General features: G+C 63.7%; 15 protein-coding genes and 1 pseudogene. 10 read left to right on the top strand and 6 right to left on the bottom strand.

The window, feature by feature from the left end:
- From FSO04_RS36795 to FSO04_RS36785, 3 genes and pseudogenes are all read right to left on the bottom strand, one after another.
- Window positions 1-489 (bottom strand): annotated as a pseudogene (locus FSO04_RS36795) (TolC family protein); the annotation flags it as partial.
- Window positions 486-836 (bottom strand): hypothetical protein, encoded by a 351-nt coding sequence (locus FSO04_RS36790; RefSeq protein WP_154566400.1) that lies wholly within the window; start codon window positions 834-836, stop codon window positions 486-488. The pseudogene FSO04_RS36795 and the gene FSO04_RS36790, both read right to left, overlap by 4 nt.
- Window positions 837-929: 93 nt before the next feature.
- Window positions 930-1,487: a hypothetical protein gene (locus FSO04_RS36785; protein ID WP_325063550.1), complete on the bottom strand. Its 558-nt coding sequence runs from the start codon at window positions 1,485-1,487 to the stop codon at window positions 930-932.
- Window positions 1,488-1,560: 73 nt separating this feature from the next.
- Between FSO04_RS36785 and FSO04_RS36780 the strand changes: the two genes are divergently transcribed.
- The 5 genes from FSO04_RS36780 to FSO04_RS36760 all read left to right on the top strand — a co-directional run bounded on the left by FSO04_RS36780 (window position 1,561) and on the right by FSO04_RS36760 (window position 6,158).
- Window positions 1,561-1,758, top strand: a complete 198-nt coding sequence (locus tag FSO04_RS36780; protein ID WP_154566399.1) for a heavy-metal-associated domain-containing protein — start codon at window positions 1,561-1,563, stop codon at window positions 1,756-1,758.
- A 97-nt stretch (window positions 1,759-1,855) separates the two neighbouring features.
- Window positions 1,856-2,254, top strand: a complete 399-nt coding sequence (copM, locus tag FSO04_RS36775) for a CopM family metallochaperone (RefSeq protein ID WP_154566398.1) — start codon at window positions 1,856-1,858, stop codon at window positions 2,252-2,254.
- Window positions 2,255-2,617: 363 nt separating this feature from the next.
- A complete protein-coding gene (locus tag FSO04_RS36770) occupies window positions 2,618-3,937 on the top strand; it encodes an MFS transporter (protein ID WP_154566397.1) in 1,320 nt (439 codons plus the stop codon).
- A gap of 49 nt (window positions 3,938-3,986) precedes the next feature.
- Entirely contained in the window at window positions 3,987-4,946 is a 960-nt protein-coding gene (locus FSO04_RS36765) for a dihydrodipicolinate synthase family protein (protein ID WP_154566396.1), read from the top strand.
- A 135-nt stretch (window positions 4,947-5,081) separates the two neighbouring features.
- Window positions 5,082-6,158, top strand: coding sequence for a LacI family DNA-binding transcriptional regulator (locus FSO04_RS36760; protein ID WP_154566395.1), 1,077 nt, complete (start codon window positions 5,082-5,084; stop codon window positions 6,156-6,158).
- Between the two features lie 49 nt (window positions 6,159-6,207).
- On the opposite strand, the gene FSO04_RS36755 is transcribed toward FSO04_RS36760, so the two are convergent.
- Window positions 6,208-8,037: an ABC transporter transmembrane domain-containing protein gene (locus FSO04_RS36755; protein WP_154566394.1), complete on the bottom strand. Its 1,830-nt coding sequence runs from the start codon at window positions 8,035-8,037 to the stop codon at window positions 6,208-6,210.
- Window positions 8,038-8,185: 148 nt separating this feature from the next.
- Between FSO04_RS36755 and FSO04_RS36750 the strand changes: the two genes are divergently transcribed.
- The gene (locus FSO04_RS36750; protein ID WP_154566393.1) at window positions 8,186-8,389 is read left to right on the top strand and encodes a hypothetical protein; all 204 of its coding nucleotides are present in this window, start codon (window positions 8,186-8,188) and stop codon (window positions 8,387-8,389) included.
- A gap of 168 nt (window positions 8,390-8,557) precedes the next feature.
- On the opposite strand, the gene FSO04_RS36745 is transcribed toward FSO04_RS36750, so the two are convergent.
- Window positions 8,558-9,388 carry a hypothetical protein gene (locus FSO04_RS36745; RefSeq protein ID WP_325063549.1) on the bottom strand — a complete coding sequence of 277 codons (831 nt, stop codon included), beginning with the start codon at window positions 9,386-9,388 and terminating at the stop codon, window positions 8,558-8,560.
- A 409-nt stretch (window positions 9,389-9,797) separates the two neighbouring features.
- Between FSO04_RS36745 and FSO04_RS36740 the strand changes: the two genes are divergently transcribed.
- From FSO04_RS36740 to FSO04_RS36725, 4 genes are read left to right on the top strand one after another with little or no spacing between them, the layout of a single operon-like run.
- Complete coding sequence (locus FSO04_RS36740) at window positions 9,798-10,118, top strand: hypothetical protein (protein ID WP_233465115.1); 321 nt, start codon at window positions 9,798-9,800, stop codon at window positions 10,116-10,118.
- Window positions 10,115-11,164, top strand: a complete 1,050-nt coding sequence (gene mdtN, locus FSO04_RS36735) for a multidrug transporter subunit MdtN (protein ID WP_154566391.1) — start codon at window positions 10,115-10,117, stop codon at window positions 11,162-11,164. The genes FSO04_RS36740 and mdtN overlap by 4 nt, the downstream gene beginning before the upstream one ends.
- Window positions 11,145-13,337: an FUSC family protein gene (locus tag FSO04_RS36730; RefSeq protein ID WP_154566390.1), complete on the top strand. Its 2,193-nt coding sequence runs from the start codon at window positions 11,145-11,147 to the stop codon at window positions 13,335-13,337. Before mdtN ends, FSO04_RS36730 begins: the two co-directional genes overlap by 20 nt.
- Window positions 13,324-14,919, top strand: a complete 1,596-nt coding sequence (locus FSO04_RS36725) for a TolC family protein (RefSeq protein WP_154566389.1) — start codon at window positions 13,324-13,326, stop codon at window positions 14,917-14,919. Before FSO04_RS36730 ends, FSO04_RS36725 begins: the two co-directional genes overlap by 14 nt.
- Window positions 14,920-14,960: 41 nt before the next feature.
- On the opposite strand, the gene FSO04_RS36720 is transcribed toward FSO04_RS36725, so the two are convergent.
- Window positions 14,961-16,034, bottom strand: coding sequence for an NAD(P)H-dependent flavin oxidoreductase (locus tag FSO04_RS36720; protein ID WP_154566388.1), 1,074 nt, complete (start codon window positions 16,032-16,034; stop codon window positions 14,961-14,963).
- Window positions 16,035-16,045: the final 11 nt, after the last annotated feature.

Here is a 16,045-nt window from a genome sequence, read left to right as displayed (position 1 = left end):
GAGCATGGCGTCCGCCGCGAGCAGCCGGGTCTGCTCGAAACGGCGACTCTCGATGCGTGTCGACAACGGCAGCGTCAGCATGTTCAACAAGCCGAGCGTGAACGTACGGCTGATGCTCAGATCGTTGCCGCCGTGCGTGCGGCTGAATGTGAAGCCGGGATTCGGCAGCCGTCCCGCCTGCACCAGGTCCGCCTCGGCAATGCCGAGTTCGCTATACGAGGCCTGCAATCCGCGGTTATTCAACAGCGCGATCTGGATCGCGTCGTCCATGCCGAGTGGTCGGGATAGCAGTTCCTGTGTGCGTTTGGCGACAGCGTTTCGATCTTCGTCCGTCCTGACTAGCACGGCGTCTTTGCCGAGCCGCTGCGATGCTGTTGTTGAAACGGTGTCGAAGCCGCCGTCCTTCGAAAAGGTCGTGCAGCCGGCGAGGAACGCCAATGCGGTAGTGGCGGCAATGAGTCGGCCAGTGAGAAAGAGATGCTGCTTCATTCTGCCGGCCCCTCTTGATGGGAACCGTGGCTGCTGTGACTAGAGCCTTGGTTGGAGCCGGCGTTGGAGCCGTGGCCGGAGCTGTGGTTGGCATCGGCATCGCCTGAATGCATTTGACCCTGGTCCATCTCGGGCTTGCCCGATCGACTCGCCACCGCACGATTGAGCGCTTGCCAGGTGGGCGCTTTCTGTTCCAGGTATGGCCGATAGTCCGCGAAGGCGGACGGCACATTGACCGCCGGAACTGATGCCGCGGCATCCGCCGGATCAGGAAGTGGTGATATGGCGTGCACGAGCGCCGGCAATACTGCCGTCGCGCCTAGCAGCGCCGCAATAAACGTTCGCATTGATTTTCTCGTCGTATGCCACCCGGACAGCCGACGTGCAACGTGCGGCCATCAAGGCGAAATTGAACATCGCAGCATCACGCTGCGAAGGAACTAGACGAGAGAGATTCGGGGAGGTCGTTCGATGCCGTCAGTCAGAAATGACGCGACACGGACAGAGGGAGCAAGAGGCACAGCGAAGTGGACGGCGTCGGCGGATATCGCCGCAACCGGAGCGACCGGCAAGCCGCCGCCAAAACAGCACGACGCGCAGGTCGAGCAGGCGTGCGCATGATGCGCGCCGCCAGGGTGACTGTCGTTCTGCGAATGGGCACCGGCGATGTCATTGGCGCTATCGGCCATCATCGCAGCATGGTCATGTTGGTGAGTCGCCTCGCCAGCATTCTCATGGAGCATGGACACCCCTTCTCCACCAACATGCGACGACTCGCATTTCATGGAGACGGCCGCGAACGACTGAACCGGAAGGCTCAGCGCGAGCAGCACGACGAGGAAGAGTTTGCGCCAGTAAGACATGGGAACGGAGTCTAGCACGCTGTTTAAGAAGCCAAGAAGATAAGAGGATAGGAAGGCGGTAAGGCTCGGACCGCAACAGTCCGCGGCGGCTTTTTGCGTCGACAGGGCTACGGTTGGCGGCAGTATCAACAACATGGACGTATATGCTTGACCTTCCCCCCATGGGAAGGTCCAAGCTTAAGTTGTGATTTCTCATCGGAGGCAAGAAATGGAATTCCAAATCCCGGACATGTCATGCGGCGGATGCGCCAATGCCATTACTCGTGCAGTGACTGGCCTCGACCCGGAGGCGAAGCTCGACGTCGATGTCGCCATTAAAATCGTGAAGGTCGCATCGACATTGCCGCCGGAACGCGTCATCGAGGCAATCGAAGCGGCAGGGTTTCATCCTTCGCTCAAGCGTTAAAGAGATCGCATCAAGCTGTGTCTATCGATTAAGCTGAGCACCCTGGTCGCGGCATCATGGTCGCCTGATATCACTTTTTCCCAACGGAACATCCAATATGAAAAACCTTCGCGCACTCCGTGCCCTTTGCCTTTTCAGCAGCGTTGCGTTTGCTGTCGCCGCGGCGCCCGTCTACGCCCAGCAGGGTGCGTCGATGCCCGGCATGAACATGTCCGGTTCAGCGGACGCCGGGTCGAGCGCATCGACGCAAGCGTTCAAGGACGCTGACGAGAAAATGATGCAGGCCATGGATGCGCCTGCCTACACGGGCGATGCCGACAAGGACTTCGTCGCCCACATGATTCCGCATCATCAAGGCGCGGTCGAAATGGCACAGGTGGAACTGAAATACGGCAAAGATCCCGAGTTGAAGCGCCTCGCCCGAAACATCATCAAGGCGCAACACGATGAGATCGCGTTCATGCAGCGCTGGCAGGCAAAGCACGGCGTGAAGTGACAACGGGCAACATCACCGCTTTAACGCTTTAACGCTTTAACGCTTTAACACCGCTTGACTTCGCGGTGGCGCCTGCGTCGCCATCAACGCCGGAATCCAGCCGCGAATGACTGGTGTTTACCCGCCAAACCCACTCTGACACTTGCCACTTCGTCGGAATGTGGCTCAAAATGTAAGCGCTATCATTTTAAATGAACAGCTTTAACCGGCTGAAATGACCGCCTGACACACGGTCAACACGCCAACATGTAAGCGCTAACATAGCGCGAAGAATTGCAATTGGAGAACCCCGATCTCCCGGCGACCTGACATCGCATCAGCGCGCCCCGCCCCAAACAAACACATGAACCGGAGACAACCAGCATGAGCGCCACCCCGAATCTCGAGCAGGCCCCACCGAAAATCCGCCGCGCCCAGATCGTGGCGCTCACGCTGCTGATGGTGAGCGGCATCGTCAACTATCTGGACCGCGGAACGCTCGCGGTCGCCAATCCGCTGATCCGTCATGACCTGGGCCTCTCACTCGGTCAGATGGGCCTGCTGCTGTCCGCGTTCTCCTGGAGCTACGCGTTGTTCCAGTTGCCGGTGGGCGGCCTCGTCGACCGGATCGGACCGCGCAAGCTGCTCGGCATCGGCCTGATCGTCTGGTCAATCGCGCAGGCCGCCGGCGGATTCGTCTCGACTTTCGGCTGGTTCGTCCTTGCGCGAATCGTGCTGGGCATCGGCGAGGCGCCGCAGTTTCCGTCGGCAGCGCGTGTCGTCAGCAACTGGTTTCCGTTGCGTGCGCGTGGCAAGCCGACCGGCATCTTCAATTCGGCGTCCCCGCTCGGCACGGCGCTCGCACCACTTTGCCTGTCGATCATCGTGGTTCAGTTTCACTGGCGCTGGGCCTTCATCGTGACGGGCGTGCTGGGTCTGGTCGTCGCTGTCGTATGGCTCGCGGTGTATCGCGATCCGGCCAAAGCCACGATGAGCGAAGCGGAGCGGCACTATCTCGAAGGCGACGAAGCGGACCGCAAGCCGGCCCCCGCAGTCACGTTCGCCGACTGGCGTTCGCTGTTTTCTCACGGAACCACGTGGGGCATGCTGATCGGCTTCTTCGGCTCGGTCTACCTGAACTGGGTGTACCTCACGTGGCTGCCTGGCTACCTGACGATGGAGCGGCACATGAGCCTGATGCATACAGGCATCGCGGCGTCGGTGCCGTTCTTCTGCGGTTTTCTGGGCTCGCTCACAGCCGGCTGGTTCTCCGATCTCATCACGAGCGGCAGCACGAACCCGGTCACCAGCCGCCGCAATGCGGTGGTGATTGCGATGCTCGGCATGGTCGCGTTCACCATTCCGGCGGCGCTCGTCGAGAGCAACACGATCGCGATCGTGTGCATCTCGGTGGTGATCTTTCTGGCTAATGCCGCCTCCGCCAGTTCGTGGGCGCTTGCCACCGCCGCCGCGCCGCCGAATCGCGTCGGCTCGCTCGGCGCAATCCAGAACTTCGGCGGCTTTCTGGGCGGCGCCCTCGCACCGATCCTGACCGGCTACATCGCGCAGACCTGGTCGTTCGTCCCTGCTTTGCTGACGGCCGCCGGCATCGCGTTTGCCGGCGCCATGAGCTACCTCCTGCTGGTGCGCAAACCGATCGACGACCAGCCCGTCTCCACCGAAACCCTGCGAGCGCCCGCCTGAACGCGGCCGCCGCGCCCTCTCATCGAATTCTTCCCCGGAGATCAACAACATGACCACCGCCAAGCACGCCACGACTTCAGTCGAAGGCATCGTCCCCGTGATGCTCACGCCGTTCGACAATTCCGGCGCCATCGACTACGCCGGACTCGAACGCCTGATCGAGTGGTACATCGCGCACGGGTCCGACGCGCTGTTCGCCGTCGCCCAGTCGAGTGAAATGCAGTTTCTGACGCTCGCCGAGCGTGGCGCGCTAGGACGCTTCGTCGTCGAGAAGGTCGCGGGCCGCATTCCCGTCGTGGTCTCGGGCCACATCAGCGACGACGCCGATGCCCAGGCCGAAGAGCTGAACGTCGCGGCGGCCACGGGCGCGCAAGGCGTCGTGCTCGTGACGAACCGGCTCGATCCGAATCGTCAGGGAACGGAGGCCTTCGCGGCGAATCTCAAGCGGCTCCTCACGCGACTTCCGTCGGACATGCCGCTCGGTTTGTACGAATGCCCGGCGCCCTACCGCCGGCTGCTGTCCGACGATGAACTGAAGCTCTGCATCGATACCGGCCGCTTCATCATGCTGAAGGACGTGAGTTGCGATCTCGCGACCGTCAAGCGGCGCGTCGCGCTCGCACAAGGCTCGCCGCTGAAGATCCTGAACGCCAACGCGGCCATCGCGTGGGACGCCATGAAGGCCGGCTCCGCAGGCTTTAACGGCGTATTCACGAACTTCCACCCGGATCTGTACAACTGGCTGCGCAATGACGCGGCACAGGACCCGGCTCTCGCGGAGGAGCTTGCGACGTTTCTCGTGCTCGCTGCCGTATCCGAAGCGCTCGGTTACCCCGCGCTTGCGAAGATCTATCACCAGCGCATCGGCACATTCGGTTCGATTCGCTGCCGCGCGATCGACTACGACGTGCGCGAACGCTTCTGGGCGCTCGACGCGGTGCTCGACAAGATCGTCGCCGGCACCGAGCATTTCCGTTCGCGCATCGCCGCGCTTGGTCAACGCGGCTAGGTTCATAGGCATCAGCCTTCAGGGACGCCCGGTGACCGGAACGCGAACCCCCGCCGCCATGCCTGCTCGCGCTTCGCGCGCACGCGGCGGTAAGATGTCGGGCGTTCTCCGATTCACTCTTCGTTTTCTGATCCGATGCCTGACTCCCCCGACTCTTCGGCCACCGTCCGAACTCCGACGAACCGTGCCCGCCGCAACACGGGCCGCACCGTGCTGTCCGATGTCGCCAAGCTTGCGGGCGTATCGACAGCGACCGTATCGCGGGTCTACAACGAGCCAGACAAGGTCTCGGCGAATGTGCGCGAGCGTGTCGAACACGCCGCGCTCACGCTCAACTGGTTTCCCAACGCAGCGGGCCGCGCGCTTGCGTCCACGCGCAGTCACATTGCCGGCATCATCATTCCAACGCTGGACGACCAGGTGTTCGCTTCGCAGGTGAGCGCCATGCAGGCCGCGTTCGCGGCACGCGGCATCACACTCGTGCTCGGTTGCTCGAACTACGATCCGGCGCAGGCGCTCGTGCAGGTGCGCGCCATGCTCGCACGCGGTGTCGAGGCAATGGCCGTGGTGGGCGAGGCTCATCCCCCCGAACTATTCGAGGCGTTGCGGAGTTATCGCGTGCCTTATGCGGTCACGTATGCGTATCGCAAGGACAGTCCACATATCTGCGTCGGCTTCGACAATCACGCGGCCTACACGGAGATCACCGAACATCTGATCGGCCTCGGGCATCGCTCGTTCGCGGTCTGCATCCAGCCGACGCGCGACAACGATCGCGTGCAGGCACGCGTGGCGGGCATCCGCTCGACACTCGAACGCCACGGCCTCGCGGTGCGGCCCGAGCACATGCTCGAAGGCAAATCAACGATCGAATTCGGCCGACGCTGCCTGCGCTCGATCTGGCAAGCGCCGTGCGAGCGCCCGACCGCGATCATCTGCGGCAACGATCACATCGCGCTGGGTGTCCTGCGCGAGGCGGAGGAACTGGGTATCGCGATTCCCACTGAATTATCGGTGACGGGCTTCGACGATCTCGAGATCGCGAAAGAGCTACGCCCCGCGCTGACGACGATGCGAGTCGACACGTACGAGATCGGGCGCCTTACCGCGCAGTACCTGCTCGATGTGCTCGACGGCAAGCGCCCGCAGCACGGACACGAAGTGCGTGCGCTATTTCAGCTCAGGCAATCGACCGGGCCGAGCGCACGATAGCTGCGCGGCGCTTTTCTCTGAATGAACAGGGTTGCGTATGGTTGGCTTGTCACACCGAGTCAATCGGATCGCTCACCGCGCCTCGCTGCACCGCATGCCCCAACTGCTCGCCGAACTGCAAGGCGGCAAGCTGGGCATAGAGCGGTGAACTCAGAAGAAGCTCTGCGTGACGGCCCTGCGCGACGATGCGGCCTTGTTCCAGTACGACAATGCGATCGGCCTGTTGTACGGTCGCAAGACGGTGCGCGATAACCAGTGTGGTGCGGTTCTGCGCGGCGTTGTCCAACGCCTTTTGCACCAGCCGTTCGCTGGCGGCATCGAGCGCGCTGGTTGCTTCGTCCAGCAGCAGAATGGGCGGATTCTTCAGGATCGCGCGAGCGATCGCAATGCGCTGGCGCTGTCCGCCAGACAGACGCACGCCACGCTCGCCGAGAAAGGTGTCGTAGCCCTGCGGCAGTTCGTCGATAAAGCCGGCCGCGGCCGCCATCTCGGCAGCCCGTTGTACTTGAGCGAGCGTGGCATCCGGTGCGCCGTAGCGAATGTTGTCGAGCACGCTGCCAGAAAAGATCACCGATTCCTGCAGCACCACGCCGATTTCCTTGCGCAATTCGACGAGCGGCACATCACGCGTCGGGACGCCATTGATCAGAATGCTGCCGGACTGCGGATCGTAAAAGCGCAGCAGCAATTGGAACAGCGTGGTCTTGCCCGCGCCGGACGGCCCGACCAAGGCGACATGTTCGCCCGGACGGACATCGAGCGAAAGTGCGGAAAGCGCCGCAATGCCAGGGCGCGACGGATACGAGAAGCCGACGTTGTCGAAGCGGATGCCCTCGCCTCGCGCAGGCAACGCGACCGTGGTTTCAGCCTGCACCACCGGCGAGCGCGCCGCCAACAGTTGCAGCAAACGTTCGGTGGCGCCAGCAGCGCGCTGCAGATCGCCCCACACTTCAGCAACTGCTCCCACGGCACCCGCCGTGAACACCGCGTAGAGAATGAACTGGGACAACTGGCCCGCTGTCATCCGCCCGGCCAGCACCGCCTGCGCGCCGAGCCACAGCACGAACACAATGGCGCTGAACACCAGCACGATCACCACGGCGGTCAGCCAGGCGCGTGCACGAATGCGCGTGAGCGCTGTATCAAAGGCTGCCTCCACCGCGCCAGCAAAGCGCCGCACCTCGAAGGGTTCCTGCGTATACGACTGCACGGTCGGCATGGCATTGAGCACCTCGCCGGCCAACGCGCTCGTGTTCGCGATCTTGTCCTGACTCGCACGTGAGAGCCGCCGCACGCGCCGGCCGAAGATCACGATAGGCGCGACCACCACGACCAGCGTCGCGATGATGTATCCGGACAGCACCGGACTCGTCACCGCCAGCATCGCCACGCCACCGGTCAACAGGAAGAAGTTGCGCAATCCCAGCGACAGGCTGGTGCCCACCACCGTCTGGATCAAGGTGGTGTCGGCGGTGAGTCGTGACAGCACCTCGCCGGTCTGCGTGGTCTCGAAGAACTGCGGACTCATCCCCAGCACGTGGTCGTAGACGGCCCGCCGCAAGTCGGCCGTGACCCGCTCGCCCAGCCACGACACGAGGTAGAAGCGCAGCGCCGTGGCGGCGGCCAGTACTAGCGAAACGACGAATAGCGCGAAGAAATAGCGATCGATGTGCGCCCGATCGCCCCCCGCGAAGCCACGATCGATCAGGTATTTGAACGCCACCGGCAACACCAGCGTGGCGCCTGCCGACGTCACCAACGCGAGGAACGCGAGCGCCCAGCGGCCCGCATAGGGGCGCAGGAAGGGAAACAGGGCAAACAAAGGGCCGATACGTCGTGAAGGTGATGCAGGCGGCGAAGACGGGTCAGCGTCTGGCATGGAGATTCCCTGATGAATCGAAGGTCACCCCGATTGTGCCAGTCCTGCGGATTCGAAGGCGGGTCACGTAAAAGCCTCTTTCACGTGCTTGCCGCGACTGTCCATCTGTATCAAGATCAAGCCGACTCATCCGGACCAGGCTATTCCAATGAAAGACGACTCTGACTCCGACTCCGATCCCGACAAACTGAAAGGCCCCGGTGGTTTGACGCTGCGCCAGATCCACGATCAGGTGCAGAAGAGCGTCGAGCGCGACCGCGAAGAGCTGGCATCGCGCAACGCTATCGCTCCGCAACGCAGCAGGTGGCAACGTTGGGTACGTTACGTGTGGGGCCGCAGCGGGCGTCGCTAGGCGGCGAAGATAACCGCGCAAACCCAATGCGCGGCTATACCCTAGACGATGGAAACCGGCTCCGCGCTCTGCTTCGCCTCAGAAAGCAGCCAGGCCCGGAAACCTGCATTGCAAAAGTAGTGCGCGAGGACCACAGCGCGCCAGTGCGCGCCGCGGCCCTCAACCGGCTTACTGCTTCGTCACTTGACCGTAGCCGATCACCGAGTTATCGGCTGCCTTGATCAGATAGACGACCGTCCGCTTGTACAACGTCGTGCTGCCGGAAACAGGCAGGAACGTGATTGCTGCGTTACCGGAGTAGGTCACGCCCGAACGCAGCGTGCAGGTGCTCGTCGTGCCGCTCAAGGTCATCGTGTAAAGGTTCTTGCTCGAGCCCGGCGTGGTCAACGCCAGCGTGCCCGATACACCGCAGCCGAGAATCGAACCGGTGAAGCCGCCCGCATCGTCGACCGTCAGCGTCGTCGAACTTTGCGCCCACGTACCTGCGACGCTCGACTGGGTGACCGCGAGCGCATTCGCCGGGTCATACTTCAGCGTCAGATTCACGGTGTTGCCGTTGGCCACGTAGCTGCCATTCAAGACCTGGTTCGCGGTGAAGGTCCCGCTTCCCGATGTTGCCGTGTAGCGAATGCCGCCCAAAGAAGTCTCGAAGCCGGTGGTCAAGGTCCAGTTCGGCGCAGCGGGGGCGATCGTCCCGAAGAACGTCGACGTGACGACCGAGAACAGGCCATTAATGTAAGAGAGGTTGCCGGTCGGGTCTACGAAGGCCGTCATGTTGGTCGTGCCCGATTGCGTCCAGATGCCTTCGGAACCGTTGCCTGCGGCAGCCGTCGAACCAGCCTGCGGGGCGGTCAGGCTCGGCAGTGCCTCACCCGTCAAGGCCGGCGCCGACGCAGCCGCGGGTGCGCTTGCCGGTGTGCTGGCCGATTGGGCGGTCGGCGTGCTGCTGCCGCCACCTCCACCCCCGCCACACGCAGCGAGCACAAGTGAACCCAACATTGAAACGAGTAGAGTTGATTTTGTTTTCATTTTCATTTTATTAGTTCTGGGTGCGGACTCTCAATGCCGCACAGTGATTGATTAGATCTCGATATACCCTGCGCAAAATCGCGCAACCCTGTAAACGGCAGTAAGAGAAAAGTCTTTAACGTTTACTGGATAATCGTCCTTCCTTTGCTGGGGCTTGACAGACGGCATTTTTGACGATTAAGAGAAACAGATACGATGCCGAATATGCGCATCGCATGGCATACTCATCTTCAAATCAAAATGTCCGTATCGACATCGACGATCCGGAATAGATGAACGCGTGCGATAGCAGAAAACATCGAAACGAAACTGCGGCGCTGGTAAAGTGCCGGTGATTTCGTTGCTTCCACCATGGATTCACTCACTTCGCGACGCCGCAATGCCGTTCAAGCCAAATCAAAGAAGCGCCTGCGACCCGATCGTGCTCCGCACGCGGCACCTTCCGGTCGCCGCTGCCCTGAGCCTGTCCTTGCAGGGGTGCACGCTGCGCGGTGCGCCGTCGTATGAAATCTTCGGCGCCTACTTCCCGCTCTGGCTGTTGAGCGCGGTAGTCGGACTCATCGGCGCGCTCGTCGCCCATCGGATCTTCGTGTCCACGGGGTGGGCGCAGATCGTTCCGTTTCAGCTCTCCGTCTGCGTGGCGATCGGTTTGACGGTCGGCGTGCTCTGCTGGCTTTCGGGAACAGGACAGCTCTTATGAAAATCGCCGGCAAGCGCCAAGCCTCCATCAAGGGCCGCGTGATCGCGGGCGTAATCGTCGTACTCGGCCTCGCGGCGGCCTGGTACGGCTATGACCGGACCACCCGGTTTCCATCAACGGACGACGCGACGATCGATGCCGACGTCGTCCACGTCGCGTCGCCGGTCGGCGGCCGGATCATCAGGCTGCCGGTGGAAGAAAACCAGCGGGTCGCGAAGGGCGACGTGCTCTTCGAGATCGATCCTGTGCCTTACCGGCTCGCGGTCGCGCAAGCCGAGGCCGACCTCGAACTGGCCCGCGCGACGCTCGACACGCGACGCAGGACGATTGTCGGCGAGCGCGCCACGGCGGTTATCGCCGGCGATCAGACGGGCAAAGCGGCACACAACTACGAACTGGCATCCCGCACCGTGGAGCGGCTTACGCCGCTCGTGGCGAAGGGCTATGTCCCGGTTCAGCAACTGGATCAGGCGCAGGTCGCCCAGCATGACGCGGCGTTATCGCTGAAGCAGGCGCAGGAGCAGAAGCAGGCCACTGCGCAGACGATCGGTGACGAAGCGGGCGCCGTCGCCTCGGTGCATGCGCGCGAGGCCGCCCTCGCGCTTGCGCAGCGCGGCCTCGACGACACCGTCGTGCGTGCGCCGCAGAATGGCTTCGTCACGGGGCTATCGGTACTGGCGGGCGAGACGATCGCGCCGCATCAATCGATCTTCACGCTCGTCCACGCGGACGAATGGTTCGCCGTCGCCAACTTCCGGGAAGGCGCGCTCGCGCGGATCGAGCCAGGCGATTGTGCGACCGTCTATTCGATGATCGACCGCAGCCAGGCGATCCACGGCAAAGTGGTCGGTATCGGCGCGGGCGTGGCCGATTCCGACCGTATCAACCTGCCGCGCACCTTGCCGATCGTGCAGCAGTCCGTCAACTGGGTGCGGGTCGCCCAGCGTTTCCCCGTGCGGGTGCGGCTGGAAGAGCCGGCCGCCCGGCTGGTGCGAATCGGTGCGAGCGCGATAGTCGAGGTCCGGCATGGCGCAGCCTGCCGGTGATCTTGCCCGACCGGGCCCCGCCGACATCCTGAAGCTGCTGGCGCCCTATCCCGGGCGCGCGGCGATGGCGGCGCGCATCGCGCTGATCTGCGCGCTGACGGCGTTCGTGACGAGCGCGTACGGCACGCCGGAAGCCGCGATCTCCGCCTATGTCGTGTTCTTCCTGAGCCGGCCCGACCGGGTGCTGAGCGTGATGCTGAGCTCGGCGCTGCTGGTGCTGGTCACGTTGATGATCGGATTGGTCACGGTGGTGGCCATGTTCGCGCTCGACGATCCCATGTGGCGGGTTGCGTGCATCACGGGGTTATCGTTCGGTCTGCTGTTCGTGACCTCGGCGAGCAAGCTGCGGCCGGTGGGCGCGATCCTCGCGATGATCGTCGGCTTTGCGCTCGACGAACTCGGCAGCGTACCGTTCGGCGAAGTGGCGACGCGCGCCCTGCTCTACGTCTGGCTGATGGTCGCGATTCCGGTCGGCATCTCGATCGGCGTCAACCTGTTGATCGCGCCGTCGCCGCGGAAGCTGGCCGGCCGCGCGCTGGCGAAGCGTCTGCGACTCGCAGCGCAGAGCCTGGTCGAACCCGAGGCGACGGCCGACGAACTCAGCGCATGCCTGCGCGAGGGCGACGCGGAAATCGGCACGTGGCTCAAGCTCTCGGTCGTCGACGGCTCGTCGGTGCGTGACGATGTCGGGCCGCTGCGGCAGGCCGTGTCGTCGACTCTGACGATTCTGGTCGCGGCCGATCTCGCGGTGCGCGAACCGTCGGGACGGCTGCCGGCATCGTTCGCTGCGCCTATCGCCGAGACGCTGGAGAACATGGCGCGGATGCTTGAGGCAGGCGGCTATCCAGTCGACATCGAACTCAAGCTGCCCAGCGGGGCCGAACTGACGCCGCTCGCGCGGCTTGTCGTCGAGGATCTGCACGAGGCGATCACCCGCTTCGCTGTGGTCGAGGCGCAAGCTGTTGTCGCAGGCGCAGGCAAAACCGAAACCGATGGGCGGACCGATGCGCGGGCCGAAGCGCAAACTAGTGTCGAAAGCGCGGGCAAAATCGAAACCGAAGCCCAACCCCAAGCGCAAGTCAAAGCCGACCCCGCGCCACCCGCCGGCAAGCGCGGCGGTTTCTTTCTTCCGGATGCATTCACCAACCCCGAACACGTCCGCTACGCGCTGAAAACCACCGTGGCGGCGATGTTCTGCTATCTGCTCTATTCGCAGATCAACTGGCCCGGTATCCACACCTGCTTCATCACGGTCTACATGGTGTCGCTCGGCACCACCGCTGAGACTGTCGAGAAGATGACGCTGCGGATCGCCGGATGTCTGGTGGGCGCGCTCCTCGGTATCGCGGCGATCGTGTTCGTCACACCCGTGCTGACATCCGTCGCCGGGTTGATGACGCTCGTGCTGGTCGGTGCATGGCTGTCGGCGTGGATCGCTTTCGGTTCGCCACGGATGGCGTATGCCGGCTTCCAGATCGCCCTGGTGTTTTTCATGTGCGTGTTGCAGGGCGCGGCGCCTGGCTACGATCTGACGGTCGCGCGGGATCGCACGATCGGGATTCTGATCGGCAACGTGGTCGTCTATCTGGTTTTCACCCGCGTGTGGCCGGTCACTGTGGCCGCGCGCATCGACGCCGGCCTCGTCGCGCTGAGGCAGCAATGGGAACGACTGGCGGCGCTGCCAGATGCCGTCACGCGCCGGGCGCAGGCTGCGAGCGCCATGGCTCAGTGCGGCGCGCTGGAACAGGACATCGCGCTGATGCATTACGAGCCGTCGTGGGTTCGTCCCGAAGCGCAGTGGATCGCCGAGCGCCGCAGCGCGCTGGCGAAGCTCGATGCGCTGGAAGGGCCGATGTTCCTGCTCGCCGATCACCGACCGGGCGATGCCGCGATTGAAGGCTGGCTTAAGCGGGCCATGGACGGGCTTCCGGTGCCGTCGGATGAAACCGGCGCTGCGGCTGCTACGTCTGCTGCGGTCGCGAGAGCCCCGGCTTTGCCTTCCGCGCGGAAACCAGCTTCGCCGGTCGCCCCAAATGCAGCTTTACCGGAAGCAGCAGCCAACGACGACACACGCACCGCTTTGCTACGCCTCGGCGATGCACGCCTCACTCAACTCGAACACGCTGCGTCGGACGACGCAGCGAAGGGACTCGCGACCCATGCGCCGGCTTAACCCTTCATTCGCACTGGCGATCCTGGCCGCAGCGGGTTTGACCGGATGCGCCACGTCATCGCTGGACATGGCGCCGGACAGTCCCGACCGTCCGTGGCAACCGCAGACGGACGCGACGGGCGCCATCGTGCCTGGGCCGGCGTCGGCTGCTTCCACTGCTTCCGCTAACTCGGCTGCATTAGCTAACTCAGCAGCCTCGACCACCTCCGCACGGAGCTACCAACTCCCCGTCAATCCCGCACTCGCCGCCGTGCCACCTCCACCGGCACTCGAGCAGGCGCATGCATACGACCTACCCGAACTGATCGATCTGGCGGAGTCAGCGAACCCGCTGACGCGCATCGCCTGGAACGACGCCCGCAACGTAGCACTAGCGGCCGGCATCGCGAAGAGCGCGTACCTTCCGCAACTGTCGATCGCGGCGATGGGGCAATACGCCGGCCTTCATAATTCGGAGACGTCCGTGCTCGGCGATTCATCGTCGACTGCAACGGGGCACGGCATGACTTCGGTAGTCGCGCTGCAATGGCTGCTGTTCGATTTCGGCGGACGCGCCGCGCGCGTCGAGGCCGCGTCGCAGGCCTCGGTGATGGCGAACATCGCCTTCACTGCCGTTCACCAACAGGTGATCTTCGACGTCAGCGTCGCGTTCTACGCGTACCAGGCCGCGCGCGCCCGCATCGTCACGACGCAACAAGGCCTCGACAACGCCGACGCGATCCTGGCTGCCGCGCAGTCGCGCTACAAACATGGCATCGGCACCGTCATCGAAGTCGCGCAGGCCAATCAGAATCGCGCGCAAGCCAGGCTCGCACTCGTCCAGGCGCAGGGTGCCGAAAGCAACAGCTATCTCGCGCTGATCGCCGCGATGGGGATTTCTCCGCTGTCGAAGCCGAGGATCGCGGAGATGCCGGCGCACACGCTCCCGGCGATCACGAACGATTCGATCGACCGGATCGTGTCGTCCGCCATCGCTCGCCGCCCGGACGTGTTGAGCGCCTATGCAGCCGAGCGGGTCAATCTGGCGAAAGTGAAGGCGGCCGAGTCGGACTTCATGCCGAAGGTGTTCCTTTCGGCAAACGGCGCGTACAACACTGGCAGTTCGTCGATTTCGGCGGTGCCGGCCATCGGCCAGCAACTGCCGACGGTGAACCTGAGCGGCGGTCGTTACGGCGGCAGCGTGATCGTCGGCGTGACGATTCCGCTGTATGACGGCGGCCTGAGATCGGCCGTGCTCGCGCAGGCACGCAACGATGCCGACAGCGCGTCGACCCGTCTCACTCGAAGCCGCGAAGAAGCGGTTCGGCAAATCGTTGCCGCGCAGAATACGCTGCAGACGAGTCTCGCCGCACAGGCTGCGTCGAAAGAGTTGCTTGCTGCCGCGCAAACGACTTATGGCGCCGCGTTCGATGCGTATCGACACGACGTCGGCTCGGTCACCGACGCGCTGCTTGCGCAGAATCAATTGCTGGCAGCGAAGAACGCGGACGCGGATAGCTACAGCAGTTCGTTATCCGCAGCGGCGGCGCTTGCGCTGGCGACTGGCTCGGTTGACTCGATTCCGATGCGGGACAATTGGTGAGCGCGTAGTTGTGGACGCGAGTGCTGATTGAACGCGCGGCGTCACCCATTCGTTTGCGCTTCGCGTGTCTCGCGAACTAGCGTCTCAACCAGTTCCGCCGCCGGCATCGCCCGCGTAAGCCGCACGGCCTGCCCTGCCCATTGAGCCGCATACTCAGCGCTTCCCTGCGCCTTCGCGGCCGCATGCAACGCCTTGCCGGCATCATAGGCAATCGGATAGTCAGGCAGCGCGGGTCGCGCTGGATCATCGCCCAACTCACTGAACCGGTTTTTGATGCCGCGCGCCGCCCTTCCGGAAATCGCGCTAATGAAAGTCGTGCGGCTTTCGGGACTCAGCAGTGCGGCACGATACGCAGCATCCGCAGCAGATTCGGGCGATGCCACGAATGCAGTACCCAGTTGCGCGGCCTGTGCGCCCAGCGCCAACGCAGCGGCGATGCCCGCGCCGTCCATGATGCCGCCGGCCGCAATCACCGGCAGCGGAATCTCGCGAGCAATCAGTCGCACGAGCGCCATCGTGCCGAGCAGTTCGTCCGGTGCCGACGGGTCGAAATTGCCCCGATGACCGCCTGCCTCGGCGCCCTGCGCGACGATGCCGTCCAGGCCGGCCGCCTGGATCTGAGCGGCTTCATCGAGGCTGGTGGCACTCGCCACCAGCACGATCCCGGCTTCGCGCAACGCCGCGATTTTCGTGGCCGACGGCAAGCCGAAGTGAAAGCTGACCATCGCCGGACGCTCGTCGAGCAACATCTCGAACATCGCGTCGTCTTCGACAAAACTCGTGTAGATCTCGCGCAGCGCCGTGGGCGGCTTCGCACCGAAGCGCCCGAAGTGCGGCGCCAGATACTCGAGCCAACGCGCCTCCCGAACGGGATCGGCAACGGCCGGCGCGTGGGTAAACACATTGACGTTAAACGGCTTGCTGCTCAACGCACGAATTTCGTGGATCGCCGCCCGCGCGCTCTGCGCGTTCATCGCGCCGACACCGAGCGAGCCCAGTGCGCCCGCATTCGATACCGCCGCCACTAGCGCCGGCGTGCCCACGCCCGCCATTGGCGCCTGGATGATCGGCAAGGCGACGCCCAAGCGGGCGAGCAGATTCGGAGAGTCCTTCATGTCCTCGGCTC

The organism is Paraburkholderia madseniana (assembly GCF_009690905.1).
GTDB lineage: Bacteria > Pseudomonadota > Gammaproteobacteria > Burkholderiales > Burkholderiaceae > Paraburkholderia > Paraburkholderia madseniana.
This window is presented reverse-complemented; position numbering and strand designations above follow the sequence as displayed.

What these genes read in the sequence shown, in the direction of transcription:
- FSO04_RS36790 (WP_154566400.1), bottom strand. Translation starts at nt 836, where the DNA reads ATGCGAACGTTTATTGCGGCGCTGCTAGGCGCGACGGCAGTATTGCCG.
- FSO04_RS36785 (WP_325063550.1), bottom strand. Translation starts at nt 1,487, where the DNA reads ATGTTGTTGATACTGCCGCCAACCGTAGCCCTGTCGACGCAAAAAGCC.
- FSO04_RS36780 (WP_154566399.1), top strand. Translation starts at nt 1,561, where the DNA reads ATGGAATTCCAAATCCCGGACATGTCATGCGGCGGATGCGCCAATGCC.
- copM (WP_154566398.1), top strand. Translation starts at nt 1,856, where the DNA reads ATGAAAAACCTTCGCGCACTCCGTGCCCTTTGCCTTTTCAGCAGCGTT.
- FSO04_RS36770 (WP_154566397.1), top strand. Translation starts at nt 2,618, where the DNA reads ATGAGCGCCACCCCGAATCTCGAGCAGGCCCCACCGAAAATCCGCCGC.
- FSO04_RS36765 (WP_154566396.1), top strand. Translation starts at nt 3,987, where the DNA reads ATGACCACCGCCAAGCACGCCACGACTTCAGTCGAAGGCATCGTCCCC.
- FSO04_RS36760 (WP_154566395.1), top strand. Translation starts at nt 5,082, where the DNA reads ATGCCTGACTCCCCCGACTCTTCGGCCACCGTCCGAACTCCGACGAAC.
- FSO04_RS36755 (WP_154566394.1), bottom strand. Translation starts at nt 8,037, where the DNA reads ATGCCAGACGCTGACCCGTCTTCGCCGCCTGCATCACCTTCACGACGT.
- FSO04_RS36750 (WP_154566393.1), top strand. Translation starts at nt 8,186, where the DNA reads ATGAAAGACGACTCTGACTCCGACTCCGATCCCGACAAACTGAAAGGC.
- FSO04_RS36745 (WP_325063549.1), bottom strand. Translation starts at nt 9,388, where the DNA reads ATGTTGGGTTCACTTGTGCTCGCTGCGTGTGGCGGGGGTGGAGGTGGC.
- FSO04_RS36740 (WP_233465115.1), top strand. Translation starts at nt 9,798, where the DNA reads ATGCCGTTCAAGCCAAATCAAAGAAGCGCCTGCGACCCGATCGTGCTC.
- mdtN (WP_154566391.1), top strand. Translation starts at nt 10,115, where the DNA reads ATGAAAATCGCCGGCAAGCGCCAAGCCTCCATCAAGGGCCGCGTGATC.
- FSO04_RS36730 (WP_154566390.1), top strand. Translation starts at nt 11,145, where the DNA reads ATGGCGCAGCCTGCCGGTGATCTTGCCCGACCGGGCCCCGCCGACATC.
- FSO04_RS36725 (WP_154566389.1), top strand. Translation starts at nt 13,324, where the DNA reads ATGCGCCGGCTTAACCCTTCATTCGCACTGGCGATCCTGGCCGCAGCG.
- FSO04_RS36720 (WP_154566388.1), bottom strand. Translation starts at nt 16,034, where the DNA reads ATGAAGGACTCTCCGAATCTGCTCGCCCGCTTGGGCGTCGCCTTGCCG.